This window comes from uncultured Oscillibacter sp. (assembly GCF_947654275.1).
Taxonomy (GTDB): Bacteria; Bacillota; Clostridia; order Oscillospirales; family Oscillospiraceae; genus Oscillibacter.
Genome location: NZ_CANTJS010000041.1, coordinates 1 through 25,921 on the forward strand (window position 1 = coordinate 1; position 25,921 = coordinate 25,921).

Genomic DNA, 25,921 nt, shown 5'->3' on the forward strand with positions numbered 1-25,921 from the left:
GAGTCCAACCCCGGCCCCGGCCTGGGCCTGCTGCTGGCCTACTGCGTGGCGGGCAAGGGCGAAACCCGCTCCTCCGCCGGCGCCGCCGCCGTCATCCAGTTTGTGGGCGGCATCCACGAGATTTACTTCCCCTATATCCTGATGAATCCCATCGTGATTCTGGGACCCATGGTGGGCAACATCGTGGGCATCTTCACCCTCTCCGCCCTGGGCGGCGGCCTGGCGGCCGCGGCCTCTCCCGGCAGCATCATCGCGGAAATGCTCATGACCCCCAAGGGCGGCTACTTCGCCAACATCGCCGGCATCGGCATCGCCGCCGTGGTCAGCTTCCTGATCTCCGTGTTCCTGCTGAAGTTCTTCGGCAAGGACGCCGACCTGGCCGAGGCACAGGCCCAGGTGGCCGCCTCCAAGGCCGCCAGCAAGGGCCAGCCCGCCGCGTCCGGCAGCAGCACCGGCGCGTCCGTGTCCCCCAAGGATGTAAAGAAGATTGTCTTCGCCTGCGACGCGGGCATGGGCTCCTCCGCCATGGGGGCCACCATGCTCCGGAACAAGCTCAAGGACGCCGGTATCACCGACATTGAGGTGGTCCACGCCCCTGTCTCCGAGATTCCCAAGGACTGCCAGATCGTCGTCACTCACCACGAGCTGGCCCACCGGGCCACGGCCAGCAACCCCGGCGCACGGGTCATCCCCATCAAGAACTTCATGGGCGCCCCTGAGTACGCCACCCTGGTCACCGAGCTGGCGGAGGGCCGCAAGGGCGGTTCCGCCCCTGCCGAAAAAACCGCCGGTGATACCGGCTCTGCCGCCGCCTCCGGCGCGGTTCTCCTGGAGAAGAAGAACATCATCCTGAACTGCAAGCCCGTCACTCCCCAGGAGGCCATCCGGGCCTGCGGGAAGCTGATGGTGGAAAGCGGCTATGTGGAAGAGGGCTATGTGGAGGGCATGATCGCCCGGGAGGAGGAATTCTCCCTGGCCATCGGCAACCATGTGGCCATCCCCCACGGCATTGAGTCCGTCAAAAAGCTCATCAAAAAGACCGGCATCGTTGTCATGACCTATCCCGAGGGCATCGAGTGGGGCGACGACGTGGTGAAGCTGGTGGTTGGCATCGCCGCCAAGGGCGACGAACACCTGGAGATTCTGGGCCGCATCGTGGAGGTGGCCGACACCGACGAGGCCACCGACGCCCTGGTAAACGGAGCCAACGCCGGAGACCTCTATCAGAAGCTCAACGGCTTGAGCTGATTCCCCTCCCCCAAAAAACACCCCAGGCAGAGGAGCCGGAGCCTCCGGACCGCGCTTTTCAGGCAGGCAGTCTCCGGCTCCTCTTTCCCGATTCCCGCAGCAATCGTCGAAATGAACGGCGTGGGGGCGGCTCCCGTCCCCACGCCGGGAATTTTGAGGTCTGCCATCATTCCCAGAAAGGACCGACCGAGATGAAGTCAAAGGGTGTGCGTCTGTACGGCGCTTACGACATCCGCCTGGAGGAATTCGACCTGCCGGAAATCAGAGACGACGAGATTCTGGTGCGGGTCATGAGCGACAGCATCTGCATGTCCACCTACAAGCTGCTGGTCCAGGGCAGGGCCCACAGGCGCTGTCCCCCGGACGTGGACACCCGCCCGGTTCTGATCGGGCACGAGTTTGCCGGGGACATTGTGAAGGTGGGCAGAAAGTGGCAAAACGAATTCCGTCCCGGGGAGAAATTCGCCCAGCAGCCCGCCCTGAACTACAAGGGGAGCCTGGCGTCCCCCGGATACTCCTATCCCTTCTTCGGCGGCGCGTGCACCTACTGCGTCGTGCCGCCGGAGGTGATGGAACTGGGCTACCTGCTCCACTACGAGGGCGAGAGCTATTTTGAGGCCAGCCTGGGGGAGCCCATGAGCTGCATCGTCGGGGGATACTACGGCAATTACCACACCAACAAAGTGGACCACCGGCATTCCATCGGCATCAAGGCCGGAGGCCGGGTCCTCATCATGGGCGGCTGCGGCCCCATGGGCCTGGGGGCCATTGAGTATCCCCTAGTGCTGGAGAACAAGCCCGCCCTGATTGTGGTAACGGACCTGTCCGACGAACGCATCGCCCGGGCCCGGCGCTTCATCTCCGAGGAGGAGGCCGCCCGCCGGGGCGTGAGGCTGGTCTACATAAACCCCCTTCACTGTGAGGACGAATTCTCCACTCTGATGGACCTGACCGGCGGAATGGGCTACGACGACATCTTTGTGTTCAACGCCATCCGCGCCCTGGCGGAGATGGGGGACAGGCTGCTGGGCTACGACGGGTGTATGAATTTCTTCTCCGGACCCACCAGCAGGGAATTTTCCGCCACCATCAATCTCTACAACTGCCACTACTCATCCACCCACATTCTGGGCACCACCGGCGGAAACACCGCCGACCTGAAGGAGGCCATCCAATTGGCCTCCGAGGGGAAAATCCGTCCCGCCGTCATGGTCACCCATGTGGGGGGCATGGACTCCATTGCGGAGACCACCCGGAATCTTCCCGGCATCCCCGGCGGAAAAAAGCTGGCCTACACCCAGTTTGACATGCCCATGACCGCCATCGACGACTTCCGCCGGAAGGGAGAAGAAAATCCCCTCTTCACCCGTCTGGCCGACTGCTGCGACGCCCACGGCGGCCTGTGGAATTCCGAGGCGGAACAGATTCTGTTCCGGCACTTCGGCGTTCCGGCGGCAGGCGCGGCCCCATGCTGAAAGCAAACAGGCGCGGAACCGCTGCGGTTCCGCGCCTGTTTTCAGCGCCCTCCGGAGGCCGGCGGGCCCCCAGGGGACTCCGCGCCCCGGGCGGGGCTTCCCTTCCCATCTCCTCCGGCGCTCTGCCGTCACCGCAGCCGAAAAGAAGCATCTTCTTTTCAGCAAAAGCGGCGACGATTCGCCGCCCAGACCGCCAAGCGGCCTTGCGGCGGGCTTCACAGACAGCACAGAGAGTGTCCCCGCCATCGGCTTTGCCGCCGTGGGTAAAACCGGTATCTGCCGGTGTTCAGCTGTGCCGGCTCTACGGCTCCTGCTCCGCCAGGCGGCGGCGGTACCAGGCATAGCCGTCCCCGGTGAGGCTGGTGCCGCCCCGGCCCCGGCCCACCGCCAGCCACCCGGCGTCCTGAAACGACCTCAGAATCAGGCGGACCTCATGCTCGGAAATGGGAACCCCCAGCTCTCCGCAGGCGGAGACGATGCCCTGCCGCCCAATGCCCCGGCGGGCGGGATACCGCTCCCCCAGCACCCGGAGCACCGCCCAGTCCAGGGGCGGGTCGGGCTCGGAGCGCTCCGCCATCTGGGCGGCGCCTCTGAACTGCTCCGGCAGGTCCTCCAGCTCGATAACCCTGCGGCCCATATAGTGGAGATATTCCATGCAGTTTTTCAGCTCCCGGATGTTCCCCGGCCACTTGTACTGAACCAGCGCCGCCTGAACCTGGGCGCTCATGATGAACCTGCTGCCGAACTGACCGCAGAAGGCCTCCGCCAGCGGCAGGATGTCCTCCCGCCGTTCCCGCAGGGCGGGAATGTGCAGGGGGATGACGTTCAGCCGGTAATAGAGGTCCCGGCGGAAGCTCCCCTGCCGCACCCTGGCGAACAGATCCTCGTTGGTGGAGGAGAGAATGCGGACGTCCACCGGAATGGGCTCCACGGACCCGATGCGGACCACCTCCCGCTCCTGGAGCACCCGGAGGAGCTTGGCCTGAAGGGCGGGGCTGGTGGTCTCAATCTCGTCCAGAAACAGCGTGCCCTGATGGGCACACTCAAAGAACCCGGGCCGCCCGCCCTTCTTCGCTCCGGTAAAAGCCCCCTCCACATAGCCGAAGAGCTCGCTTTCCAGCAGCGTTTCCGTCAGGGCCGCGCAGTTGACGGCGATAAAAGGCCGGTGCTTCCGGGGCGAGGCGTTATGGATGGCCTGAGCGAAGAGCTCCTTGCCGGTGCCGCTCTCCCCGTCCAGCATGATGGAGGCGGCGCCCCCCGCCATGCGCCGGGCAATCTCCCGGGCCTTCCGGATGGCCGGGCTGCTTCCCACGATATCCTGAAAGGTATACCGGGCCCGGCCGCTTCTGGGGGCCTTTTGCAGGCGCAGAAGGGCCTGACAGCTCTCCTCCTCCTGAAAGCGCCGGAACACGGCGAAGGCCCCCAGGGGCCGCCCCCGGATGCCCAGGGATTTGACGGACACCCCCAGATCCTGACCCAGGACGCTCAGCAGACGGGGGGCGTCCTCCGAGGGGGTCAGGGGCAGCTCCGGCAGCACCTCCGCCGCCGGGGCCCCCAGCACCTGTTCCTGGGTGACGCAGAGCAGCTCCTGAGCCGCCCGGTTCACCAGGGTGACAATCCCCTCCTCGTCCACGCAGACAATGCCGCTGTCCAGGGCGTTCAGAATCAGCTCCAGCTTGTTTTCCATGCTCAGGTTGTGATAGGAAATCTTTTGCAGGGAGTAGTCCACCTCGGCCAGGGCGGCGGTGTAGCCGGCAAATTGGGCACTCTCCAAAAACTGCGCGGCTCCCAGCTTCAGGGCCAGCTCGCAGACGGTATTGGCTGTGAGCCAGCGGGCTCCCAGGTCCACCGCCGGCATCCCCGGCGGGGCCATGTCCAGGTCGCCGGGGGCAAACGCCACCTCCGCCTGCGGCACGGTCTCAATCTCCGGGTAATAGGGGAAAAACTCGATGTTGGAGATGCCCAGGTGATAGAGCTGGGCAATGCTCTCCATGGCCATGTGGCGGGTCTGGTTGGCCAGCAGGGCCCTGGTGCCCTTGGGATAGGCCCGCAGTATCTCCAGGGCCTTTTTCGTGAAGGTGACGGCGGAGCGCACGGTCCGGGACTCCGGCGGAAGATAGCGCCGCGCCCAGCTGTTCCGCATCAGGTCGTAATCCGTGGCGGTATTCAGGTACAGGTCGCAGCTTCGCAGCTCCCGCAGGGTTCCGGCCTCCAGACTGTACCGTTCCACCTCCGCCACGCCGTCAAACAGTCCGGCCAGCAGCTGCCCGTAGAAATCCGCCATGCACCGGCGGCGGGAAATAATGCCGAGGGTCTTCACCGCTCCGCCTCCTCTCCTGGTTTCCTCTGATTATAAAAAAGCGCCGCCGGGCTGTCAACTGCCGGAGCTTCTTCAAGGATGTCCATTCACACATTTTATTGTCACCGCAGTTGAAAAGAAGCATCCGCTTCTTTTCAACAAGTGCGGCGATGATTCGCCGCACAGGCCGTAAAACGGCCTTGCGGTGGACTTCATAGTCAGCACAGGGGGCCTTACCCGTCAGCGGCTCCGCCGCTGTTTGAAAATCGGTAGATACCGATTTTCAACTGTGCTGACTATATCAAGAGTATGTCCCGGCCCTTTTTTTATAGCAAACATCAAAATTCCCGACAAACGGGTCGGCCAGGAGGGCGACCCCTACAGAGGTGTGTAGGGGCCGCCGCCCTCGGCGGCCCGCCGGCAGAAATGATGAAGGCTGCCTTAGAAGCGCCAGGCTCCCGGGAGACAGAACCCGGGCCGGAGTCTGCCCCATGGACGCCCCGGGGCCCTTGCAGCGTCCATAAACCTGCACAAAAAATGGCTGTACAGCCAGGTTTTTTTGTGTTATCATTTTAACAACTTTGAAACCCAGGGAGGTGGAAGGGTCATGGAAAAGCAGATCGTCCTGGTGACGGAGGCCGCGTCCTCGGGCCCGGTCTACGCCCAGTGGCTGCGCCGTTTTTTCGCGGACCGCATCCGTCTGGAGCTGTTCAGCGTGGAGGCCAACGACTATGACAGTCTCCCCCGGAACGGGGACCTGTACATCCTCTGCGCCACCTCCAGCGACGCCTTCGGCCACCTCACCGGCCTGGTTCCGCCGGAGGCCAAGGTGGTTTCTCCCTCCGTCACCTTTTTCAAAAAGGAAATCCAGGCCCTTCTTCAGCTCCCCAAGGGCACCCGGGCCATGCTGGTGAATCTCAGCGTTCAGATGGCCTTTGAGAGCATCGCGGAGCTGAACCGGCTGGGCGTCACCCAGGTGGAATTCATCCCGGTTTATCCCGGCTCCGGCTATCCCCTGGACGTGGATCTGGCTATTACGCCGGGAGAGCGGCGCTATGTGCCCCCCACGGTGCTCCAGGTGCTGGACCTGGGCCCCCGTGTATTCACGGCGGACACGCTGGTGGAGATTGCCCTGGCCCTGGGCTTCACCTGGTTCCCCGGAAGCCGGGAATTCCGGGAATACGCCGGGTCCCTGGCGGACTCCGGCCAGAGCCTGGCGGCTCTCTGGAATGAAAATCTGAAATCCGAAACCTATCTGGACATCCTGATGGGCGCTCTGGAAACCGGCGTCCTGGGAATGGACACGGACAACCGGGTGTTTGCCCTGAACTCCGTGGCAGAGGGAATTTTAGGGCTGCGGCGGGCCGCCGCCATCGGCCAGCCCCTGGCCCTCAGCTGCCCGGAGCTGGCCCAGCTGCTGAGCCCGGAGGACCAGCGCTCCACCCGGCTCATCCAGCTGGAAAACACCTATATCAGTCTCTCCTCCGTGCCGGTGGAGCAGCAGGGCCGGCGCATCGGCTGTTTTCTGCTGCTCCAGCGCTTCACCGAGGAGGAGGAGCGGCAGCAGAAGCTGCGGCTCCAGCTCTATCACCGGGGCTATCAGTCCAAATACGTGTTCAGCGACATCATCGCCCAGGACGAAACCATGCTCCGCACCAAGCAGATCGCCGCCAAAATGGCCCGGACGGACTCCGCCATTCTCCTCACCGGGGAGAGCGGCACCGGCAAGGAGCTCTTCGCCCACTCCATCCATCACGCCTCTCTCCGGCGGGACATGCCCTTTGTTGCCATCAACTGCGCCGCCCTGTCGGACTCCCTGCTGGAAAGCGAGCTCTTCGGCTATGACGAAGGGGCCTTCACCGGGGCCAGGAAGGGGGGCAAGCTGGGCCTTTTTGAGTATGCCCACCGGGGCACCCTCTTTCTGGACGAAATAGAGGGTATGAGCCAGCCTCTGCAAATCAAGCTGCTGCGGGTCCTCCAGGAAAAGGAGCTGATGCGGGTGGGGGGCAGCTGCATGATTCCCATCGACGTGCGGATCATCGCCGCCTCCAACGAAAATCTGCTGGAGCGGGTCCGTCAGGGGTCCTTCCGCCGGGACCTCTACTACCGGCTGAACACCCTGCCCCTTGAGATTCCGCCCCTCCGGGAGCGGGGGGAGGATGTACTCCTGATTGCCCGGCACCTGATGCGCCGGAGCGGCGCGCGCTACGCCTTCGCCCCCTCCGCCGAGGAGGCCCTTCTCCGCTGCTCCTGGGAGGGCAACGTCCGGGAGCTGGCCAACCTGGTGGAATATTTAGCCATGCTGGAAAAGCCGGTCATCGAGGCGGCGGACCTGCCCCTCTGCCTCCGGCCTGAGCCCGGTTCCGCCGCTGTCCCGGCCCTCACCGGTCCGGAACGCTTCCGCCAGGCCGCCCATGGCCGGGAGGAAGCCCTGTCCTTTCTCCTCTCCGCTCTGGAGGACGGCCCTGCCGGACGGGGCTTCCTGTGCCGCCGGGCGGAGGAGCGGGGCCTGCCTCTGACGGAGCAGGAGGTCCGGGACGGCCTGAGCCTCCTCCACCGGCTGGGTCTCATCTCCGTCTCCCGGGGCCGGGGCGGCAGCCGCCTGACCCAGGCGGGACGGGCCCTGCTGGAGGAGCTCCAACAGGTGTTCCCCATTTTATAAACTTCACCCTATTATTCCCCTGTTTCCTCTCTCCCTCCAGACCTGCCGCCGGATTTTTTTGTGGAATCCTCCCATTTTCCCGGAGGAAATCGAGCATGAGACACAAAAAAGGCCCTGCCGGATTTTTGGCACGGGAATTGCTTTATAATCCGGCATCCAGCACACAGCTGCAAGCAATGAAAGGAGAATGTCCATCATGCCCTACAATTTCGATGAAGTGGTAGACCGCTCCCAAAACTACGCGGCCAAATTTGAGGAGGCGGAACTGCACTACGGCACCAATCAGGTCATCCCCCTGTGGATTGCCGACATGGATTTCCGCACCGCCCCCTGCGTCGTGGAGGCCATCAAGGAACGGGCCGATCAGGGAATCTTCGGCTACACCTGGCGGACGCCCAGGTATTTCGAGTCCATCGCCGCGTGGCAGCAGAAGCGGAACGGCTGGCTGCCGGACATTGGCAAAATGGCCTTCGCCCCCGGCGTGGTCCCCGCCATGCGGATGGTGCTGAACCTGTTCACCCAGCCCGGGGACAAAATCATCATTCAGCAGCCGGTGTATCACCCCTTTGCCGACGTGGTGGAGAACACCGGCCGGACCCTGGTGGTCAGCCTCCTGAAGCGGGACGAAGACGGCTACTATACCATGGACCTGGAGGATTTCGAGGCCAGGGCCAGGGACGGCGCGAAATACTTCATTCTCTGCAACCCCCACAACCCCGTGGGCCGGGTCTGGACGCCCCAGGAGCTGAAGGCCGTGGGCGACATCTGTGTGAAGTACGGCGTGGGCATTCTCTCCGACGAAATCCACTCCGACCTGATGCTGAACGGCCACAGGCACACCTGCATGGCCTCCGTCTCCTCTGAGATTGCCGCCGTCACCACCACCTTTATCGCCCCCAGCAAGACCTTCAATCTGGCGGGTCTCCAGTCCTCCACCATCATTTTCGACACCGAGGAGCGGAAAGACCAGTACGTGGCGGAGCTCAAGCGGATGGACATTGCCCGGAACAACTGCTTCAGCTTGGTGGCCACCATGGCGGCCTATGAAAAGGGCGAAGCCTGGCTGGAGGAGCTCCAGGTCTACCTGGCGGACAACATGCGCTTCATCTATGATTTCTGCAAGGAGCGCCTGCCGGAGCTGAAGCCCAACCTGCCCGAGGCCACCTATCTCAACTGGATTGACGCCCGGGGCCTGGGAATGGACGACGAGGCCCTCCACCGCTTCTGCGTAGACAAGGCCGGCGTGGCCTTCGGCAAGGGCACGGACTTCGGCGCAGGCGGAAGCGGCTTCCTGCGGCTCAATGCCGCCTGCCCCCGCTCCACCATCGAGAAGGCCCTGACCCAGCTGGAGAAGGCCCTCCGGGCCCGCTGAGCCGGCGGTCATTCCATCATCAAAGCGGCTGGCCGCTTTGATACGGCGGGATATCCCGCCGCCTGCGGAGTCCGGCGCATAACCGGGACCGTCCTGTGTTCCCGGTTGTGCGTTGGCTATAAAGAAACCACAAGCGTGAATGAGAGAGGAGAAAACAAATGGAAAACCAGAAAAAACTAGGCGCATCCGCATTCCTGCCCCTGATTGTGTTCCTGGCCCTGTACATCGGCTGCGGCATCACCTTCACCCTGATGGGCGTTGAAAGCCCCTTCGGCCAGTTCCCCCGCCACGTGGCCCTGCTGGCCGGCATCGCTGTGGCGCTGCTGCTGGCGCCCCAGGTCAAGGTCGGCACCAAGCTGGACGTTTTCTGCGAAGGCATGGGCAACTCCGGCGTCATGATGATTATTCTCATCTACCTGATGGCCGGCGGCTTCCAGGGCGCGGCGGCGGCCATGGGCGGCAAGGATTCCGTCATCAACCTGGCGCTGCATTTCATTCCCGTCTCCCTGCTGATCCCCGGCGTGTTCCTGATGTGCTGCTTCATCTCCACCGCCATCGGCACCTCCATGGGCACCATCGCGGCCATGGCCCCCGTGGCCATCGGCGTGGCCCAGGGCGCGGGCCTGAATCCCGCCATCGTGGGCGCGGCGGTCATCGGCGGCTCCTATTTCGGCGATAACCTGTCCATGATTTCCGACACCACCATTTCCGCCGCTCAGGGCTGCGGCTCCGAGATGCGGGACAAGTTCCGGATGAACTTCTTCATGGCCCTGCCCGCTGCCATCATTGCCATGGTGCTCTACGGCGTCCTGGGCGGCCACGGCTCCGGCTCCATCGAGGCCGGCTCCTTCAACATCATCCAGGTCCTGCCCTACATCGTGGTCCTCATCACCGCCCTCATGGGAATCAACGTGGCGGTGGTCCTCTTCGTCGGAATCCTGATGACCGGCGTCATCGGCCTGGCCATGGGAAGCGTGGGCTTCTTTGAGTGGGTTCAGGCCATCGGCGGCGGCATGAGCGACATGTTCTCCATCTCCATTGTGGCGGCCCTGGTCTCCGGCATCATCGGCCTGGTCCGGTACTACGGCGGCGTGGAGTGGATGGTCAGCGCCATCACCTCCCGCATCAAGAACCGCCGGGGCGCGGAGTACGGCATCGGCCTGCTGTCCGGCGTGCTCTCCGCCGCACTGGTGAACAACACCATCGGTATCATCGTCACCTGCCCCATCGCCAAGGAAATCGGCGGGAAATACGGCATTGCCCCCAAGCGGCTGGCCAGCCTGGTGGATATCTTCGCCTGCGCCTTCCTGGCCCTGATGCCCCATGACGGCGGCATCCTCATCGTCACGGAGCTGGCGGGCTGCACGCCGCTGGACATCCTGCCCTACTCCTTCTACATGTTCGCTCTGATTATCTTCACCTGCGTCACCATTCAGATGGGTCTGCTCCGCACCCCCGAGGAGAAGGAATTCGCCCGGAAGCAGGAAGCCGCCGCCAGGCGCTGAGCGCTCCGCTTTCCCCTCACCTTCAAACCGGCTGAAGGCCCCGGGACAGCCCGGGGCCCTGGCCCTCAAATCAACCCCCAAAAATAAAGGAGGCACTTTTACCATGGACAAAAAAGTCATTTCCACCACCGACGCCCCCGGCGCCATCGGCCCCTATTCCCAGGCCTGGACCGCCGGAGACTTCATCTTCACCTCCGGCCAGATTCCCGTGGACCCCGCCACCGGCGAGATTCCCGCCGGCATCGCCGCTCAGGCGGAGCAGAGCTGCAAAAACGTGGCCGCCATTCTCCGCGCCGCCGGATACGGCATGGACGGCGTGATTAAGACCACCTGTTTCCTGGCGGACATGGGCGACTTCGCCGCCTTCAACGAGGTCTATGCCAAATTCTTCACCTCCAAGCCCGCCCGGTCCTGCGTGGCGGTGAAGGATCTGCCCAAGGCCGTCCTCTGCGAAATCGAGGCCGTCGCCGTCAAATAATTTCCTTGTTTCAAACGCCCCAGCCTGTCGAAAAAGTTTTTTCGACAGGCTGGGCAAGTTTTCAAAACTTTCATAAAGTTTTGAAAACTTATTGATTGGACACGAAAGACACCCCTGATGGGTTTACCCGTAAAGGGTACGCCGCATCCCTAAGCGGCAGAGCCGCCAAGGGCTGCGCTGTCTTTCATACTATCTTCCTTTCCGACAGAAGAAAAAGGATCCCTTTTTGACAAGCTGGCCCCTCCTTTCCTTGGAAAGAAGGGGCGTTTCTCGTCCTTTGGGCGCCGGGCCGCCGGTTTTCACAGTCCGGCGGGATTCTTTTCAGGCGGGCCGGATATAAAAAGGAGCCGCCCGGCGATACGCGCCGCGCGGCCCAAGCGGGTGGGATATTGGAAAGCTTCCTGCTTCAGCATACCACGTCCCGCCCGGTTTTGTAAACAGGAGGTTTTGTCGAACCGCGGGAAGTTTTCCCGATTTCCGCCGGCAGCGGGGCGGGTCCCGCCGCCTTTGTGAATATTTTTAAAAAAGAGGCTTTTTTCTCTTTCCAATCCCTCACAAATGTGTTATATTATACAAAAGGGGATGCCCCATCCTCTTTCACACGAAAGGAGCGATCGCAATGAAGTACACATACACATGCAAAAAGGTCTCTCTAAATGATTCCATCAAGGAATATGCGGAAAAGAAGATCTCCAAGCTGAACCGCTATTTTCGGGACGAGGATACCACCGCGTCTGTGACCTTCTCGGTGGAGAAGAACCACCTGTGTACGGTGGAGCTTACCATCCGGGGCGGTGGAACCCTGCTCCGCGCTCAGACCCAGGCGCCGGACGGCGATATGCGGGGGGCGCTGGACGCGGCCGTCGGCTATATCGAGCGCCAGATTCTCAAGAACAAGACCCGCCTGGCCAAGCGCCTGCGGAGCGAGGGGTTCCCGGCCCCTGCACCCTCCGGGGATTTCGAGGTGGCGGAGGAGAAGGAATTTGCAGTCGTCCGCACCAAGCGCTTTGCCGTAAAGCCCATGAGCACGGAAGAGGCGATTTTGCAGATGAATCTGCTGGACCATAACTTTTTCGTTTTCCGCAGCAGCGAGGACGACAGCCTTTCCATTGTCTACCGCCGCAAAAGCGGGGGCTACGGCCTGATCGTCACCGACGACGAGGAATAAGCGAAAAACCTGGAATGCGCACGAAAGGGCCCTTCGGGGCCCTTTTGTTCGGCGGCCGCCTCCCGGAAAATCCGCCCCTTTCCAGAATTTCCTTTGACAAATCTCCCAAAATGTGGGATACTTTCCTATACTGAATTTAATACAGGGCTCCGGCCCTGGGAATGGAGCGGCGCATGGAGCAGCTGAGAAAGAAAAAGGGCTTTATCTGCGATATGGACGGCGTGATTTATCACGGCAACCAGCTTTTGCCGGGAGTCAGAAAGTTCGTGGACTGGCTGGCAAAGGAGAAGAAAAATTATTTGTTTCTGACAAACTCCAGCCAGTACACCCCCAAGGAGCTCCAGCAGAAGCTGGCCCGGATGGGTCTGGACGTAGACGAGTCCCATTTTTACACCAGCGCCCTGGCAACGGCCCACTTCCTGGACAGCCAATCGCCGGGATGCAGCGCCTATGTGGTGGGGGAGCACGGAATTACCAACGCCCTCTATGACAAGGGCATCACCTATAACGACGTGAATCCGGACTATGTGGTGGTGGGGGAGCCCACGGCCTATAATCTGGAGCAGATTACGAAGGCCATCCGCCTGGTCAACGCCGGCGCGAAGCTGATCGGCACAAACTCCGACCTGACAGCTCCAGCGGAGGCGGGCATCGTCCCGGCCTGCCGGGCGCTGATTGCGCCCATTGAGCTGGCCACGGGAAAGCGGGCCTATTTCGTGGGGAAGCCCAACCCCCTGATGATGCGGGCGGGGCTTCGGATGCTGGGGGTCCACTCCGAGAACGCGGTTATGGTGGGCGACCGGATGGACACGGACATCATCGCCGGCATCGAAACCGGCCTGGACACGGTGCTGGTGCTCTCCGGCGTGTCGGACCGGGAGACCTGTGAGCAGTTCCCCTACCGCCCCCGGTTCATTTTGAAAGGCGTGGGGGAAATCCCCGGGAAATAAATCTTAAGGCGTGTGGATGGAAGAAATCCCCCGGCTGTGCCGGGCCGCTTCCTCCCCATCAGACCGGTCTGCCGAAAAGGGCATATCCTTCTTCCATCGGAAAGAGGGGTATGCCCTGTCTCTATGCCCCGTTCTCTGCCCGGTCCCGGGCGGCGTCAGCCGTCCCGCTCCTCAAAGTCCTTGACAATGGGAGGAAGCTGGGAAATCATGTTGTCCATGTCCTCAAACATGGCGCTCTTCGTGGTGCCCAGGCGGCTGGCCTGGTCAATGTGCTTGACAACCTCCTGATACCGGTCTTTCATCTGGTCGAAAAACCGGCAGATGGTCTGCAGGTTCGTCCGGGATACCTCAATCACCTGGGAAATCTCCGTCTGCACGGAGGCGGAGCCCTCTGCCGCTGCCGTAATCTTATGGAAGCTCTCGTCGGCCTGGGCCACAATATCCGTGCCCTTCCCCAGGGTCTGCTGAGACGACGAGATGCTGGCGCTGAGCTGGCCGGCCTGAACCTCCACCTCACAGACGCCCGTATCCACCTCTCCGGCCAGCACCTTGATCTCCTTGGCCAGCTCCTTGACCTGGGCGGCCACCACCGCGAAGCCCCGGCCCTCCACGCCGGCCCGGGCCGCCTCAATGGAGGCGTTGATGGCCAGAATGTTGGTCTGGTCCGCAATGGACACAATTTTGCCCATGCACTTCTGAATGTCCTGAATGGCGGACTGGAGGTGGGAGAAGGTCACCGCCATTTCCTCATAGGATTTCTGCACCGCCATGGAGTTCTCCCCCAGGGCGCCCATCTGGGCCTGCGCCTCTGTCACAGCCTGGGCAATCTCATCCCGCACCTGGTCAAACTGCTCCGCCGTCTGGTCAATGCTGGAAAAGGATTGGCCCATGTCCTGGAGCTTTGCCTGAAAGTGGTCCGCCTCCTTCAGCACATTGGAAAAGGTGGCCCCCACCATGCTCAGCTCCGACAGGGAGGCAACCTCCTTCTTCACCAGCTCCTTCTGATAGACCTTCAGGCTGCCGGCCACGTGCAGCACCGGATAGAGACTCTTTTCCTCCTGAACCGGCGTCTGCCGGCGTTTTCCCGAACCCGAAAATAACATACTCCGCACCTCCCTTACTCAAACACGACGCAGGTCATGGACTGGTTGACAAAGCGGTTGTTATAATGCTCCCCGTATCCCACGAAGCCGGCGTGGCTGCCCAGCGCCGACATCTCCCGCAGATAGGTCTGCATGTAATTCCGCTCGGAAAACAGCTTGTAGCGGAACAGGCAGTTCACCGAGAAAATCGCGGAACGGCGGGGGAAGTCCCGGCAGATCTGCTGGATGGTGTTCTTCGTTATGGCCTGATAATCCCCCAGCTCCAGGAGAATCAGCACGTCGGAGTCGTTGACCTGGCGGAAGCAGGCCAGGGCGTTTCCATGGACCTCCTTGATGGAGATAATGCAGGTGTCATCCCCGTTGATTTTGCCGAACGGATTTTGGAAGGTCCGGGTCAGGATCTCCTGGTCCGTCACATGGAGGATGCTCTCGTAGACCTGCTTGGCCGGTTTCCCGTTCAGGGAGCCCAGTATGTAATTGGCCCGGTCGGTGTTGGAGGCAATGAAACGGTAATTTCCATATTGATGATAAATATTTTCCTTATAGGTCTTCACCCGGCCGTTCAGATTCCGGACCATTCCATAGGCCACCGCGTTCTCATAGACCCGGCCGTTTACCGAAACACGGCCCTGGTCGCCGGTTCCGCCCACCAGGGGGATGCCTGTCCGCTGGAGAACGGTGTTGATGGTCGTCAGCACGCAGGCGTCATTTCCGGCGCAGAAGTCAATGCACACCGTATCCTGACGGGAGCCGCCCACGGCCTGCACATCCCGCTCCAGCCGGTGGATGTACTTCACCGGCATGGTGGTCACGTCCTCCAGGACGCCGGCGGCGGCCTTCACTCCGTCGGAAAAGGCGATGACCCCCACGCCGTTCTCCACCACCTGGGTCTGATAGCTCATACCAATGCAGCCAATGCTGGGAACGCCGGGAAAGCACCGCTCCAGCTCCTTGACATGCTCCTCGAACTGCGGCTGGTTGGATAACAGCATGATAAACTGGGGAGAGTGGAGCCCCCGGAGGGCCTCCTTCAGATTTCCGCTCTGACTCATACCGAAAGACTGTTTCACGCCGCTGTCTCCTCCTCTAATATTCATAATGGCTTAGCTTTCCAATTATACCGGAAAGGAACAGCTGTGTCAATAACCACCGGGCGCCGGGAGGGCCCTTTCGCGCATTTTATCAGAAGGCGGCGATTCCGGGGCGTTTTTTTGCTCCGGCAGAAAAATTCCCCCCAGGCGGGCCTGCCCCATCCTCTGTTTTATAACCGGGGCCGGGCCTGTGTCCCAGGGGCTCCGCCCCACGCCGGACGGGGGGTGCCTCCCGCCCTCCCTGTTTCTCAGTAAAAATTTATTGAAAAACGATAAATCAGCATTGACTTTCGATAAAGTCCGTGGTAGGATACCAGAGAAAGGAGGCGGTTCCAATGAAAACCGTCGACGCCCGGAAAATCGCCGGGGTACTGAACGTTCTGGTGGGAATTGCCCTGGTGTGCAATGTAATCGCCGTGTACATGGTGCCCACCATTGTGCTGGTGGGCGGCGCTCAGAATCTTGTCGGCCACCTGGAGCAGTGGGGCGGACTGCGGGGGACTCTGGCTGCCTGGGGCCACGGCTGGATCTGGTTCGGCAGCTACGAGTGGGTTCTGACCCTGTTCCTCGTCTTCGCCGGCGTCAACACCGCCGTCATCCTCCGGCAGGCCCGGCGGGTGCTGGGCACCGTCCTCCGGGGGGAGCCCTTCTCCATGGAAAATGCCGTCAGCCTCAGCCGTGCCGCTCTCAGCTGTTTCCTCATCGCCGGGGCGGCTCTGGGACGGGTGATTTTCAGCGTGTGGCACTACCAGTCTCTCCGGCCCCTGGGGACATACAACGCGCTGTTTGTGCCCATGTTCGCCATGGGGGGGCTGCTGTGTCTGGTGATGTCCGCCCTCTTCCGCCAGGCGGCGGAGCTGAAGGCGGAAAACGACCTGACCATATGAGGTGCCGCCATGATCGTTGTGAATCTGGATGTAATGATGGCGAAGCGGAAAATGAGCCTGTCCCAGCTGGCGGAGCAGGTGGACATCACCCTGGCCAACCTGTCGGTTCTGAAGAACAACAGGGCCAAAGCCGTCCGGTTCTCCACGCTGGAGGCCGTCTGCAAGGCCCTGGACTGCCAGCCGGGAGATATTCTGGAATTTGTGCCGGACCGTGATGGGTGAGCACCTGAGAGGAGCGCTGTGATATGACGTTTATGACTTGGATGGTTCCTCTGTTTCTGGCTCTGGCGGCGGGAGCCGCAGGGCTGCTGGTTTGGGGATTCCTGCGGAAGGAGCGAACGGATCTCTGCGCCGCCGCCCTGCTGCTGGCTCTGCTGCTGGCAATGGTGCTGATCCTGGGGAGCTTTCTGGGGCGGACATGACCGCCGTGGTTTCATAAAAACGCTGTCCCTCCCTGAAGGACAGCCTTGATAAGGAGAATTGCATATGAGCGAATTTGAAAACGCCCTGCCGGCGGAGGGCGGGGCGAAGCCTGCCCAAAATCCGGAAAACCACCCGCAAACCCATGAAACGCCGCCTGTTTCCGGCACAGAGACAGGCCCTGTGCCGGGGGCGGGACCGGGCAGACCGGGGGAACCGCTCCCCTGGAGACCGGAGGCAGACATCACAGGGCGGGATAAGGTTTTCACGCTGCTGACGGGCTGCTTCTGCCTCCTGCTGGTCAACACCGCCGGCTGGCCCTGGGGCATGTGCGACACGCTGCTGTTCTTCGCCTGGTATCTTCTGCTGCTGGGCTTCACGGGGCGGGAACCCCTGTGCCGCCGCCGGGAGAGCCGGGTGCTGCTGGGGGTGAACCTGGCCCTTGCGGCGACCTTCGCCCTGACCTCCAACCCCCTGTTCCGTCTGTGGAATTTTATGGCCCTGGCGCTGCTGGTCCCACTCCAGGCCCTGTCCCTCTCCGCCGGAGCCCTGCTGCCCTGGTGGCGGCCCGCCATGCTGTGGGAGCGGTTTCTGCTGGCGGCCTGGGGCCTGTTCGGGAATCTGTGGGTTCCTCTGACGGCGGCGTTCCCGGAGCGGGAGCGGCGGGAGGAACGGAACAAGCGGACGCTGCCCCTGGTCCTGGGGACGGCGGGGGCTTTGGCGCTGGTGGCGGTACTGGTACCGGTGCTGATGTCCGCCGACGCCCTGTTCGCCGCCTCCCTGGAGGCCCTTCGTTTCCCCAGCCTGGATCATCTGGAGGAGTGCCTGGGAAAGCTCTTCTGGACCCTGGCGCTGACGCCCTTTGTCTTCAGCTTCCTGTACAGCCTCCGGCACCCCAGGCCCCTGAGCGGCTCCCTGCCGGAGAAGCGGACGGACGGCCTGAGCTTTCTGCTGATGCTGGCGGCGCTGGACGGGCTCTACCTGCTGTTTCTGGCGGTGCAGTCCGCCGGGCTCTTCGGCGGGCCGGAGTATCTGGCCCGGCGGGGCGTCAGCTATGCCGAGTGGGCCCGGAGCGGCTTTTTCCAGATGGTGGGGGTCACCGTGGTCAACCTCACCGTCACCCTGGCGGGGCTGACCTTCTCCCGGCGGGAGGGGCGAACCTGGACGGTCCTCCGGCTGCTCTCCGCCCTGCTGGCGGGGGAAAGCCTGCTGCTGCTGGCCTCCGCCGCCTGGCGGATGACCCTGTACGTCTCCGCCTACGGTCTGAGCTTCAAGCGCTGCATGACCTACTGGGGCATGGTGATGATGGCCCTGTTCTTTCTGGCGGCGCTGTGGAAGCTGCAAAAGCCGGACAGGAGCTTCTGCCGCCTGGCCTTCCCCCTGGCCCTGGCGGGGTGGTTGGTGATCAACTGCGTGCCCCTGGACTATCTGGTGGCAAAGGACCAGGTGGACCGGTATCTTGCCTGTGATGCCCGGGGTGGAACGCCCAATATCAGCGTCAGCTACCTGCTTTATGACCTCTCCTATGATACCCTGCCCCAGCTGGCCCGGCTGGACAGCCGCCTGACCTTCCTGGACTGGCGCACCGGGCGGGAGGAGCCCCTGGGGGAGATGCTGGAGCGCCGCCGGGAGGAGGCCCGGCAGGACTGCGCCGGCTGGCAAAGCTGGTCCCTCTCCGCCTGCATCGCGGCGGGGGGCTGAGCCAGAAATCCCCGCCGCATGACGTACGAAAACGCCCGCCTGGTTGTACAGACGGGCGTTTTCCGCGCTTTGAGCGCTTGTCACTTGGTCAGGCAGACGCCGGAATCGTCCTTCCGGACCCGGAGCCTGCCGTCCTCCACCGCCAGCAGGGCAGTGTCGCCGGCTTTCAGGGTGCCGTCCAGCATCCCTTCGGCCACGGCGTCCTCCACCTGGTTCTGAATGCAGCGGCGGAGGGGCCGGGCGCCATACTTGGGGTCGAAGCCCGCCTTTGCCAGCTCGGCCACCGCCTCGTCGGAGGCGTTCAGGTGCAGGCCCATGGTCTCCATCCGGGCGGAGACGGCGGACAGCATCCGGCGGGCCACCTCCCGGATATCCGTCTCAGTGAGGGAGCGGAAGACGATGATGTCGTCGATGCGGTTCAGGAACTCAGGCCGGAAGGTCTGGCGGAGCTCCGCCATGACGGTCTCCCTGGCCCGCTGGAATTTCTGCTCGCCGTCCTCGGCGGCGCTGTCCGACTGGGCAAAGCCCAGCTTCGTCCCGGCGGTGGTGAGGCTTTTGGCCCCGACGTTGCTGGTCATGACGATGACCGTGTTTTTAAAGTCCACCGTCCGGCCCTGGGCGTCGGTGATGCGGCCGTCGTCCAGAATCTGGAGCAGCATGTTCCATACATCCTCGTGGGCCTTCTCAATCTCGTCGAAGAGCACCACGGAATAGGGTCTCCGGCGGACCTTTTCCGTCAGTTGGCCGCCCTCCTCATGGCCCACATAGCCTGGAGGGGAGCCCACCAGACGGGACACCGTGTGCCGCTCCATATACTCGGACATGTCGATGCGGATGATGGAGCTCTCGTCACCGAACATGGCTTCGGCCAGGGACTTGCACAGCTCCGTCTTGCCCACGCCGGTGGGGCCCAGGAAGAGGAAGGAGCCTGTGGGGCGCTTGGGGTCCTTGAGACCCACCCGGCCCCGGCGGATGGCCCGGGCCACGGCCTGAACGGCCTCGTCCTGGCCCACCACTCTCTTGTGCAGGGTGTCCTCCATGTGAAGCAGGCGGATTCCCTCGTCCTCGGTCAGACGGGTGACGGGAATGCCGGTCCAGCCGGAGACCACGGCGGCGATGTCCTCCGGGCCCACGGGGCGGTGCTTCACCTCGCTCTTGCGGCGCTTGTCCCGCTCGATTTCCACCTGGTCCCTGTAGTTCTTCTCGATATCCCGGAGCTGGGCGGCGGTTTCATAGTCCTGCCTGGCAATCGCCGCCTCCTTGTCCTTGGCCAGGGCGGCAATCTTCTCCTCCAGGCTCTTCAGCTCCGGGGATATCTCCTCCGTCTCCATCCGCACTCTGGACGCGGCCTCGTCCATCAGGTCGATGGCCTTGTCGGGCAGGAAGCGGTCCGCGATATAGCGGGCGGACAGGGAGACGGCGGACTCCAGGGCCTCGTCGGTAATCTGGAGCTTGTGGTGCTGCTCGTACTTGGGCCGCAGGCCCTTCAGGATTTCCAGGCTGGCCTCCTGGCTGGGCTCGCCCACCTGGACGGGCTGAAAACGGCGCTCCAGGGCGGCGTCCTTCTCGATATATTTCCGGTACTCGTTGAGGGTGGTGGCGCCGATGACCCGGATTTCCCCCCGGCCCAGGGCGGGCTTGATGATGTTCGCCGCGTCCACGGCGCCCTCGGCGCTGCCGGCTCCCACGATGGTGTGGAGCTCGTCGATGAACAGAATCACGTCCCCGGACTTCTGGACCTCCTCCAGGGCCTTCTTGATTCGCTCCTCAAACTCGCCCCGGTACTTGGTGCCGGCCACCATGCCGGAGAGGTCCAGGGAGAGAATGCGTTTGTCCAGCAGGTCTTCCGGCACGTCGCCCATGGCAATCTTCCGGGCCAGGCCCTCCGCCACGGCGGTCTTGCCCACGCCGGGCTCGCCAATGAGACAGGGGTTGTTCTTGGTCCGCCGGGAGAGAATCTGAATAACCCGCTGAATCTCGCTGTCCCGGCCAATCACGGGGTCCAGCTTCCCCGCCCGGGCGTCGGCGGTCAGGTCCCTGGTGAATTCCCGCAGGGTCTTTCCGCTGCCGCCGGCGCCGCCGCTGTTTTTGGGCTCCTCCCGGGTGGATTTTCTCGCGCTGTTCTGGGCCCGCTCCTGGAGCTTGTGCATCAGGGCGTCATAGAGCCGCCGGGGGTCCGAGCCGGACAGCCGGAGCATCCGGACGGCCATGTTGTTCCCCTCCCGCAGCAGGCCCGCCAGCAGATGTTCGGCGCCCACATAGGCGCTGCCGCCTCTGGCGGAGTCCTCCATGGCGATTTCCACCACCCGGCGGGCCCTGGGGGTGAGGCCCTGGGCCGGGTTGCCGCCGGGGTTCCCGGCTCCCACGCTCCGGCAGATCATCTCGGCAATGAGGTCGTAGGTAAGGCCGTCCTCCACCAGAACCTCATGGGCCGCTCCTCCCGTCTGACGGAGGAGGCCCAGCAGCAGATGTTCGGTGCCCACATAGCCGTGCCCCAGCTCGCTGGCGGATTCCTGGCTGAGCCGAAGAGCCTCTTCCGCTCCGGGGCTGAATTTCCGTTCACTCATATCGTTCTACTTCCTTTCTGAAAGATTCGTGTTTTCCTCAGCTGTTTTCCTTCTCCAGGGCCCTGATCCGGTCCCGGAGCTGGGCGGCCCGCTCAAAATCCTCCGTCTCCACGGCCCGGGCCATTTCATGCCGCAGGGCGTTCAGCTCCCGGGTCCTGGCAAAGCGGTTCTGATCGTCCTGCTCCGCCTTCTCCGGCGTCTTCTCCGGCGTCTTCGCCGGTGCGCCCAGGGCGGGCATGTCGGCGAAAAGATCGTCCAGCGGGTTGTCAAACATCTCTCCCAGCATCTGGTGGAACTGCTCCGGCATGGAGAGGCGGGGGACGGTGAACTGGTCAAAGCCGTCAGACAGTCCGCCGAAGGGGTTGGAGAAAAGACTGCCAAAACTGTTCATCATTCTCTGATGGCTGGCGGCGATTCGCTGGGTAAAGCCCAGTTTGGCGGCGCAGTCGGCGCAGAGGTGTTTTTCTGTGACTTGACCGTTGATGTTGCTCTGGTAAACAAAGGTGACTTCATTTTTGCCACAATGTTCGCATTTCATAATACTTACCTCCATATATCTGCAAATATTTTGTTGACTGATTCCAATAGGGGCTAAACCTGTAAAATCAGCACATTCCGCAGAATGTCCGCCCGAACAGCGTCCCGGTTCTGCCGGGGCACGGCGGCCAGGGCTTTGTCGCTCACCGCCGCCAGAATCGTCCGGACCAGGGTTTCCTCCAGGGCCCCGGCCTCCGCCAGATTGGCGAGAATGGCTCTGGCCGAGGGCAGGTCCACCCCCTCCCCCAGGGAGTTGATAACGTGCATCATCAGCGTCTGCCGGTCCACCCGGACCCGGGTGATGCGGATGTACCCGTTGCCCCCCCGGCGGCTCTCCACGATGTAGCCCCGTTCCGGGGAAAAGCGGGTGGACATCACGTAGTTGATCTGGCTGGGCACGCAGTTGAAGCGCTGGGCCAGGTCGCTGCGCTGGACCTCCAGCACCCCGTCCCCGGATTCCTCCAGACTCTCCTGGAGAAAGGCCGCAATCAAATCTGAGATTCCCATGGGGCTCCTTCCTTTCTGTCCTTTCTGTTCTTTCTGTAAGCCGGTCTCCTGGCCGCCGCTTCCCTGTATATCCTGGGCCTATGGGGCAGGCTCCGAACCCGGCAAAGACATCTGTTGCTTTCAAGTTTGACTTTGACTTTGACTTTCTTTGATGTTCTTGATGCTGTCAGTATAGCACTTCCCCGGCAAATGTCAAGAGCTAAATTTTGACTTTCTCTGACCAATATGAAAACAAATCATGAACAGTTAGCCTTGACAAACCGCTTTTGCGGCCTTTTTTGGGCCTTCACAAAAATTTTCCTGTGATTTTTTTAACAGCCCCCTTGCTTTTTTTAAATTGTATGCTACAATGAGGATACAATTCTAATGGAGGTGCTACCCATGGCCTATAAGATCACTTCTGCCTGCGTGAGCTGCGGCGCTTGCTCTGACGCTTGCCCCGCCGGCGCTATCAGCCAGGGCGATGATTCCTATGTCATCGACGCCGCTGCCTGCCTGGACTGCGGTTCCTGCAGCGACACCTGCCCCAACGGCGCCATCGTTCCCGAGGAGTAAGAGGAAGCTACATAAAAAATCCGCAGGGATTCCCTGCGGGTTTTTTATATGCGGGGCCGGGAGAGAGTCCGGAATAGACCGGATTGCGGAAGGCGGCTTCCAAATCCTCTTTTGAAATGAGCTCCGCGTAAAAATCAGGGTCCCGGTTGATTTCACTCACCGGGGGCGCCGGCTCCTCCGTAACAAATGCAAAGCCCAATTCCGTCACCGGTTCGGCGGAGCGGTCCGGGAAAACCTCAACCATGGGGGTGGCGTAACGCTCGTTGGCGAGGTGGACCTCGTAAAAGAGCACCACCGGCATCTCGTCGTCGGTATATCGCCAGTACCAGCGGATATACTCAAACTGTTCCATAAAACCTCCTGCTTACAGGCCGGAGAGATCAAAGTCCGGCGTATACTCCTCCCTGGCGGAGGTCCGTTCCTGGGTGTAGCCGCAGGCAATGCCGCAGTTCTCCATATACGCCGCCGCCGCCCGGTACTCCGCCCTGGTCACATGCCGGGCCAGCGTTCCAGCAGCTCCGGGCTGAGGGGTGTACTGGCTCATCAGGGAGAAGAGTACCTCGCCGGGGCGGAAGGTCTCCGCCACCCAGTCTATACACCGGCGGGTGTTCTCCAGCTCCCCCGGCAGCAACAGATGACGGATGAGCACGCCGGATTTCAATTGGCCATCTTCCATCCGGTAAGGGCCCGTCTGGCGGAACATTTCCAGAATGGCGGGGGCGGCGCGGTCAAAGTAGTCCGGCGCGGCGGAGTACCGCTCCGCCGGACCCGGCAGGGCATATTTCAGGTCCGGCAGGTAGACCTGGACCTTCCCCTCCAGCTGCTGTAAAGCGGAGACGCTTTCATAGCCCCCGCAGTTCCAGACCACCGGCACCGGCCAGGGCTCAGACCCCAGGGCCTCCAGCACGGCGGGGGCAAACTGGGTGGGGCTCACCAGGTCCAGACAGGCCGCCCCCTGGGCGGTCAGCTCCCGGAAAATCTCCCGGAGACGGGAGACGGACACGGCCTTCCCCACGCCGCCCTGAGAGATGGGTTTGTTCTGGCAGTACACACAGCGGAGATTGCACCCGGAGAAGAAGACGGCCCCCGCCCCCTTCTCCCCCACCAGACAGGGTTCCTCCCATTGGTGCAGCATCGCCCGGGCCACGACGGGCTCCCAGGGCATCCCGCAGACCCCCGGTTTCGTCTCACGGTCCGCCCGGCAGTTCCGGGGACACAGTCCGCAGAGCATCACAGGACCCCCACGCCGAAGTCCGGCCCCAGGTTGCCCTCCATCCAGTGGCGGCGGCAGAGGCCGATGTACTTGTCATTGGCTCCCAGCACCACCTGTTCGCCCTCCTTCAGCACCTTGCCCTGTTCGTCAAAGCGGGCGTTGAAGGTGGCCTTCTTGCCGCACCAGCAAATCGTTTTGACCTCCTCAATCTTGTCCGCCATGACCAGCAGGGCATAGCTGCCGGGAAACAGCTCCCCCTTGAAGTCCGCCCGGAGCCCATAGCACATGACGGGGATATCCAGATGGTCCACCAGATAGACCAGGTGCATGACCTCCTCCCGGGTCAGAAACTGGGCTTCGTCCACGATGATGCAGGCATTCTGCTGAAGCTCCATGACGGTCATCTCCCGCATTTCATCGAAGTACACGCAGGGGTAGGTCAGCCCAATCCGGGAGGTCACCACATGCTCCCCGTCCCGGGTGTCCAGCCGGGGCTTGACCATCAGGGCCTTCTGGCCCCGCTCCTCATAATTAAACCGGGCCATCAGGGCGTTGGCGGACTTGCTGGAGCCCATAGCCCCATACTTAAAGTATAACTGTGCCATCATAATACCGAGAGCAGCGCATGAAGAAGGGGGGTGCGGAGATATGGAACGCTCCGCCCTTCCCCGGTTCATATGTCTCTCCCGTTCCTCCTTTTGGTTTGTTTCATGTTCAGGGTCTTTGCCGGGAACGACAAAAATTATCTTTCCGCCTCTCACCGGCTGTCCCCGTCCTGTTCCTAAGATTCCCTCTCTCCGCCCGCCTGCCGGACGTGCTCCTCGAAAACCCGTCCGGTTCTAAGGGGCAGAAAGGCTATGGGCGGCGGCGTCTCCCGCCCCCTTCGCCAGCACCAGAGCCAGCGGAGGCACCAGAGGAGCTTTCGCAGCAGAAGCAGCAGAAGGATTAAAAGCGCCCATTGCAGCAGTCTCATGGCGTTCCTCCCAGCAGCCGGGCCGCCTCGGCGCTGTACCGGGCAAAGGCCGAGGGCACCGCCCGGGACTCCAAGCTGCCTGTCCATAGAAATTCCGGCGGACCCTCTCCGGAGACCTCCAGAACATAGCCGGTCATATGCCACTCCACATGGGTGAAGATGTGCCTGGCGGCAAGCCTGCTCCTCCAGACCTTCGGCTCCAGACCCCAGGCGGCCAGAATTTTCCCGGCGGCGGACTCGTCCAGGCTCCCCTCCACGTTGGGAAACTCCCAGAGCCCCGCCAGAAGGCCCGTGCCGGGCCGCTTCCGCAGGGCGGTTTCCCCGTTCCGCAGGAGAAGGAACACGGTTTTCTCCTCTACCCGCCGGGCTTTTTTGGGCTTTTTGACCGGCAAAGTCTCCGCTGTGCACCGGGCCTGTCCCAGACAGAAGTCCCGGACCGGACAGAGGAGGCACCGGGGCGGGCCGTTGGGGCCGCAGACCGTGGCCCCCAGCTCCATCAGGGCCTGATTGAAGATGCGGATATCCGCCTCTTCCTCCGGAAACATCTCCTGGACCCGGGCACGGACGGCCTTCTTCACCCCGGGGTCCGAGACATCGTCATGGCAGTCCGTCAGGCGGGCATAGACCCGGAGGACATTGCCGTCCACCGCCGCCTCCCGCCGCCCGAAGGCCGCCGAGGCAATGGCAGAAGCGGTGTAGTCCCCCACACCGGGCAGCTCCAGAAGCCCGGCGCGGGTGTCGGGAAAGCCCCCCCGCTCCGCCACCAGTCTGGCGGCTCTCTGGAGATTCCGGGCCCGGCTGTAGTAGCCCAGGCCCTCCCAAAGCTTCATCAGCCGGTCTTCCGGGGCGGCGGCCAAAGCCTCCACCGTGGGGAAGGTCTCCAGAAACCGGGCATAATAACCCAGCACCGCCGCCACCCGGGTCTGCTGGAGCATGATTTCAGAGACCCAGATCCGATAGGGGTCCCGGGTCCGCCGCCAGGGCAGGTCCCGGGCGTTGTTCCTGTACCAGTCCAGCAGAGGCCGGACGGCCTTTGATAAATCCATCTGTTCCATGGCCAACAGTATAGCACAAAAGAGCGAAAAAGCACAGACTATTTTCAGAGTTGAGAGTTGAGAGTGGAGAGTTGAGATATACCGGCCCATCTTCACTCTCCACTCTCCACTCTTCACTCTCCACTCTTCACTCTCCACTCTTCACTCTCCACTCT

General features: G+C 62.5%; 25 protein-coding genes. 13 read left to right on the forward strand and 12 right to left on the reverse strand.

Going from position 1 to position 25,921, the window contains the following annotated elements; genetic code table 11:
* Together Q0063_RS10815 and Q0063_RS10820 are read left to right on the forward strand one after the other, a co-directional pair.
* A partial coding sequence (locus Q0063_RS10815) for a PTS sugar transporter subunit IIA (RefSeq protein WP_297871990.1) occupies window positions 1-1,248 on the forward strand: 1,248 nt, incomplete at its 5' end.
* Window positions 1,249-1,439: 191 nt separating this feature from the next.
* Window positions 1,440-2,723: an alcohol dehydrogenase catalytic domain-containing protein gene (locus tag Q0063_RS10820; protein WP_297871991.1), complete on the forward strand. Its 1,284-nt coding sequence runs from the start codon at window positions 1,440-1,442 to the stop codon at window positions 2,721-2,723.
* Between the two features lie 301 nt (window positions 2,724-3,024).
* Here the strand turns inward: Q0063_RS10820 and Q0063_RS10825 are convergent, their stop codons facing one another.
* Window positions 3,025-5,043: a sigma-54-dependent Fis family transcriptional regulator gene (locus Q0063_RS10825; protein WP_297871992.1), complete on the reverse strand. Its 2,019-nt coding sequence runs from the start codon at window positions 5,041-5,043 to the stop codon at window positions 3,025-3,027.
* A gap of 586 nt (window positions 5,044-5,629) precedes the next feature.
* On the opposite strand from Q0063_RS10825, the gene Q0063_RS10830 reads away from it, so the two are divergent.
* The 4 genes from Q0063_RS10830 (at window position 5,630) to Q0063_RS10845 (ending at window position 11,039) form a co-directional block, all read left to right on the forward strand.
* On the forward strand, window positions 5,630-7,684 hold the full coding sequence (locus Q0063_RS10830; RefSeq protein ID WP_297871993.1) for a sigma-54-dependent Fis family transcriptional regulator: 2,055 nt from the start codon (window positions 5,630-5,632) through the stop codon (window positions 7,682-7,684).
* 196 nt (window positions 7,685-7,880) lie between these two features.
* On the forward strand, window positions 7,881-9,056 hold the full coding sequence (locus Q0063_RS10835; protein WP_297871994.1) for a MalY/PatB family protein: 1,176 nt from the start codon (window positions 7,881-7,883) through the stop codon (window positions 9,054-9,056).
* Window positions 9,057-9,214: 158 nt separating this feature from the next.
* Window positions 9,215-10,561, forward strand: coding sequence for a Na+/H+ antiporter NhaC family protein (locus Q0063_RS10840; protein ID WP_297871995.1), 1,347 nt, complete (start codon window positions 9,215-9,217; stop codon window positions 10,559-10,561).
* Window positions 10,562-10,664: 103 nt separating this feature from the next.
* Complete coding sequence (locus Q0063_RS10845; protein WP_297871996.1) at window positions 10,665-11,039, forward strand: RidA family protein; 375 nt, start codon at window positions 10,665-10,667, stop codon at window positions 11,037-11,039.
* 299 nt (window positions 11,040-11,338) lie between these two features.
* Here the strand turns inward: Q0063_RS10845 and Q0063_RS10850 are convergent, their stop codons facing one another.
* Window positions 11,339-11,587: a hypothetical protein gene (locus tag Q0063_RS10850; RefSeq protein ID WP_297871997.1), complete on the reverse strand. Its 249-nt coding sequence runs from the start codon at window positions 11,585-11,587 to the stop codon at window positions 11,339-11,341.
* Window positions 11,588-11,658: 71 nt separating this feature from the next.
* Between Q0063_RS10850 and raiA the strand changes: the two genes are divergently transcribed.
* Window positions 11,659-12,207 carry a ribosome hibernation-promoting factor, HPF/YfiA family gene (raiA, locus tag Q0063_RS10855; RefSeq protein WP_297871998.1) on the forward strand — a complete coding sequence of 183 codons (549 nt, stop codon included), beginning with the start codon at window positions 11,659-11,661 and terminating at the stop codon, window positions 12,205-12,207.
* Between the two features lie 173 nt (window positions 12,208-12,380).
* Complete coding sequence (locus Q0063_RS10860) at window positions 12,381-13,157, forward strand: HAD-IIA family hydrolase (protein WP_297871999.1); 777 nt, start codon at window positions 12,381-12,383, stop codon at window positions 13,155-13,157.
* A gap of 155 nt (window positions 13,158-13,312) precedes the next feature.
* Here Q0063_RS10860 and Q0063_RS10865 read toward each other — a convergent pair whose 3' ends face one another.
* Both Q0063_RS10865 and Q0063_RS10870 read right to left on the reverse strand, forming a co-directional pair.
* The gene (locus Q0063_RS10865) at window positions 13,313-14,260 is read right to left on the reverse strand and encodes a methyl-accepting chemotaxis protein (RefSeq protein WP_297872000.1); all 948 of its coding nucleotides are present in this window, start codon (window positions 14,258-14,260) and stop codon (window positions 13,313-13,315) included.
* Window positions 14,261-14,274: 14 nt separating this feature from the next.
* Entirely contained in the window at window positions 14,275-15,330 is a 1,056-nt protein-coding gene (locus Q0063_RS10870) for an FIST signal transduction protein (protein WP_297872001.1), read from the reverse strand.
* A gap of 356 nt (window positions 15,331-15,686) precedes the next feature.
* Here Q0063_RS10870 and Q0063_RS10875 point away from each other — a divergent pair, with 356 nt between their 5' ends.
* From Q0063_RS10875 to Q0063_RS10890, 4 genes are all read left to right on the forward strand, one after another.
* Complete coding sequence (locus Q0063_RS10875; protein ID WP_297872002.1) at window positions 15,687-16,238, forward strand: DUF2975 domain-containing protein; 552 nt, start codon at window positions 15,687-15,689, stop codon at window positions 16,236-16,238.
* A gap of 9 nt (window positions 16,239-16,247) precedes the next feature.
* On the forward strand, window positions 16,248-16,460 hold the full coding sequence (locus Q0063_RS10880) for a helix-turn-helix transcriptional regulator (RefSeq protein ID WP_297872003.1): 213 nt from the start codon (window positions 16,248-16,250) through the stop codon (window positions 16,458-16,460).
* Window positions 16,461-16,483: 23 nt separating this feature from the next.
* Window positions 16,484-16,660 carry a hypothetical protein gene (locus Q0063_RS10885; protein ID WP_297872004.1) on the forward strand — a complete coding sequence of 59 codons (177 nt, stop codon included), beginning with the start codon at window positions 16,484-16,486 and terminating at the stop codon, window positions 16,658-16,660.
* 64 nt (window positions 16,661-16,724) lie between these two features.
* Complete coding sequence (locus Q0063_RS10890; RefSeq protein ID WP_297872005.1) at window positions 16,725-18,359, forward strand: DUF4153 domain-containing protein; 1,635 nt, start codon at window positions 16,725-16,727, stop codon at window positions 18,357-18,359.
* Between the two features lie 80 nt (window positions 18,360-18,439).
* On the opposite strand, the gene Q0063_RS10895 is transcribed toward Q0063_RS10890, so the two are convergent.
* Genes Q0063_RS10895 through Q0063_RS10905 form a run of 3 tightly spaced genes read right to left on the reverse strand, consistent with a single transcriptional unit; the run spans window position 18,440 to window position 21,970 of the window.
* Window positions 18,440-20,926, reverse strand: a complete 2,487-nt coding sequence (locus Q0063_RS10895; protein WP_297872006.1) for an ATP-dependent Clp protease ATP-binding subunit — start codon at window positions 20,924-20,926, stop codon at window positions 18,440-18,442.
* Between the two features lie 37 nt (window positions 20,927-20,963).
* Window positions 20,964-21,464: a UvrB/UvrC motif-containing protein gene (locus tag Q0063_RS10900; RefSeq protein ID WP_297872007.1), complete on the reverse strand. Its 501-nt coding sequence runs from the start codon at window positions 21,462-21,464 to the stop codon at window positions 20,964-20,966.
* 53 nt (window positions 21,465-21,517) lie between these two features.
* Window positions 21,518-21,970 (reverse strand): CtsR family transcriptional regulator, encoded by a 453-nt coding sequence (locus Q0063_RS10905; protein ID WP_297872008.1) that lies wholly within the window; start codon window positions 21,968-21,970, stop codon window positions 21,518-21,520.
* A gap of 381 nt (window positions 21,971-22,351) precedes the next feature.
* Between Q0063_RS10905 and Q0063_RS10910 the strand changes: the two genes are divergently transcribed.
* Window positions 22,352-22,525 carry a DUF362 domain-containing protein gene (locus Q0063_RS10910; protein WP_293280867.1) on the forward strand — a complete coding sequence of 58 codons (174 nt, stop codon included), beginning with the start codon at window positions 22,352-22,354 and terminating at the stop codon, window positions 22,523-22,525.
* Window positions 22,526-22,532: 7 nt separating this feature from the next.
* Here Q0063_RS10910 and Q0063_RS10915 read toward each other — a convergent pair whose 3' ends face one another.
* From Q0063_RS10915 to mutY, 5 genes are all read right to left on the reverse strand, one after another.
* Window positions 22,533-22,877 (reverse strand): DUF6881 domain-containing protein, encoded by a 345-nt coding sequence (locus tag Q0063_RS10915; RefSeq protein ID WP_297872009.1) that lies wholly within the window; start codon window positions 22,875-22,877, stop codon window positions 22,533-22,535.
* A gap of 12 nt (window positions 22,878-22,889) precedes the next feature.
* A complete protein-coding gene (locus Q0063_RS10920; protein WP_297872010.1) occupies window positions 22,890-23,756 on the reverse strand; it encodes a radical SAM protein in 867 nt (288 codons plus the stop codon).
* Window positions 23,756-24,343, reverse strand: coding sequence for a thymidine kinase (locus Q0063_RS10925; protein WP_297872013.1), 588 nt, complete (start codon window positions 24,341-24,343; stop codon window positions 23,756-23,758). Before Q0063_RS10925 ends, Q0063_RS10920 begins: the two co-directional genes overlap by 1 nt.
* 176 nt (window positions 24,344-24,519) lie before the next feature.
* Window positions 24,520-24,711: a hypothetical protein gene (locus Q0063_RS10930; protein ID WP_297872011.1), complete on the reverse strand. Its 192-nt coding sequence runs from the start codon at window positions 24,709-24,711 to the stop codon at window positions 24,520-24,522.
* Window positions 24,708-25,757: an A/G-specific adenine glycosylase gene (gene mutY, locus Q0063_RS10935; protein WP_297872012.1), complete on the reverse strand. Its 1,050-nt coding sequence runs from the start codon at window positions 25,755-25,757 to the stop codon at window positions 24,708-24,710. The genes Q0063_RS10930 and mutY overlap by 4 nt, the downstream gene beginning before the upstream one ends.
* Window positions 25,758-25,921 lie beyond the last annotated feature (164 nt).

Excerpts from the sequence above, each read along its gene's own strand:
- Q0063_RS10820 (WP_297871991.1), top strand. The coding sequence starts at position 1,440 with ATGAAGTCAAAGGGTGTGCGTCTGTACGGCGCTTACGACATCCGCCTG.
- Q0063_RS10830 (WP_297871993.1), top strand. The coding sequence starts at position 5,630 with ATGGAAAAGCAGATCGTCCTGGTGACGGAGGCCGCGTCCTCGGGCCCG.
- Q0063_RS10835 (WP_297871994.1), top strand. The coding sequence starts at position 7,881 with ATGCCCTACAATTTCGATGAAGTGGTAGACCGCTCCCAAAACTACGCG.
- Q0063_RS10840 (WP_297871995.1), top strand. The coding sequence starts at position 9,215 with ATGGAAAACCAGAAAAAACTAGGCGCATCCGCATTCCTGCCCCTGATT.
- Q0063_RS10845 (WP_297871996.1), top strand. The coding sequence starts at position 10,665 with ATGGACAAAAAAGTCATTTCCACCACCGACGCCCCCGGCGCCATCGGC.
- raiA (WP_297871998.1), top strand. The coding sequence starts at position 11,659 with ATGAAGTACACATACACATGCAAAAAGGTCTCTCTAAATGATTCCATC.
- Q0063_RS10860 (WP_297871999.1), top strand. The coding sequence starts at position 12,381 with ATGGAGCAGCTGAGAAAGAAAAAGGGCTTTATCTGCGATATGGACGGC.
- Q0063_RS10865 (WP_297872000.1), bottom strand. The coding sequence starts at position 14,260 with ATGTTATTTTCGGGTTCGGGAAAACGCCGGCAGACGCCGGTTCAGGAG.
- Q0063_RS10875 (WP_297872002.1), top strand. The coding sequence starts at position 15,687 with ATGAAAACCGTCGACGCCCGGAAAATCGCCGGGGTACTGAACGTTCTG.
- Q0063_RS10880 (WP_297872003.1), top strand. The coding sequence starts at position 16,248 with ATGATCGTTGTGAATCTGGATGTAATGATGGCGAAGCGGAAAATGAGC.
- Q0063_RS10885 (WP_297872004.1), top strand. The coding sequence starts at position 16,484 with ATGACGTTTATGACTTGGATGGTTCCTCTGTTTCTGGCTCTGGCGGCG.
- Q0063_RS10890 (WP_297872005.1), top strand. The coding sequence starts at position 16,725 with ATGAGCGAATTTGAAAACGCCCTGCCGGCGGAGGGCGGGGCGAAGCCT.
- Q0063_RS10895 (WP_297872006.1), bottom strand. The coding sequence starts at position 20,926 with ATGAGTGAACGGAAATTCAGCCCCGGAGCGGAAGAGGCTCTTCGGCTC.
- Q0063_RS10900 (WP_297872007.1), bottom strand. The coding sequence starts at position 21,464 with ATGAAATGCGAACATTGTGGCAAAAATGAAGTCACCTTTGTTTACCAG.
- Q0063_RS10905 (WP_297872008.1), bottom strand. The coding sequence starts at position 21,970 with ATGGGAATCTCAGATTTGATTGCGGCCTTTCTCCAGGAGAGTCTGGAG.
- Q0063_RS10910 (WP_293280867.1), top strand. The coding sequence starts at position 22,352 with ATGGCCTATAAGATCACTTCTGCCTGCGTGAGCTGCGGCGCTTGCTCT.
- Q0063_RS10915 (WP_297872009.1), bottom strand. The coding sequence starts at position 22,877 with ATGGAACAGTTTGAGTATATCCGCTGGTACTGGCGATATACCGACGAC.
- Q0063_RS10920 (WP_297872010.1), bottom strand. The coding sequence starts at position 23,756 with ATGCTCTGCGGACTGTGTCCCCGGAACTGCCGGGCGGACCGTGAGACG.
- Q0063_RS10925 (WP_297872013.1), bottom strand. The coding sequence starts at position 24,343 with ATGGCACAGTTATACTTTAAGTATGGGGCTATGGGCTCCAGCAAGTCC.
- Q0063_RS10930 (WP_297872011.1), bottom strand. The coding sequence starts at position 24,711 with ATGAGACTGCTGCAATGGGCGCTTTTAATCCTTCTGCTGCTTCTGCTG.
- mutY (WP_297872012.1), bottom strand. The coding sequence starts at position 25,757 with ATGGATTTATCAAAGGCCGTCCGGCCTCTGCTGGACTGGTACAGGAAC.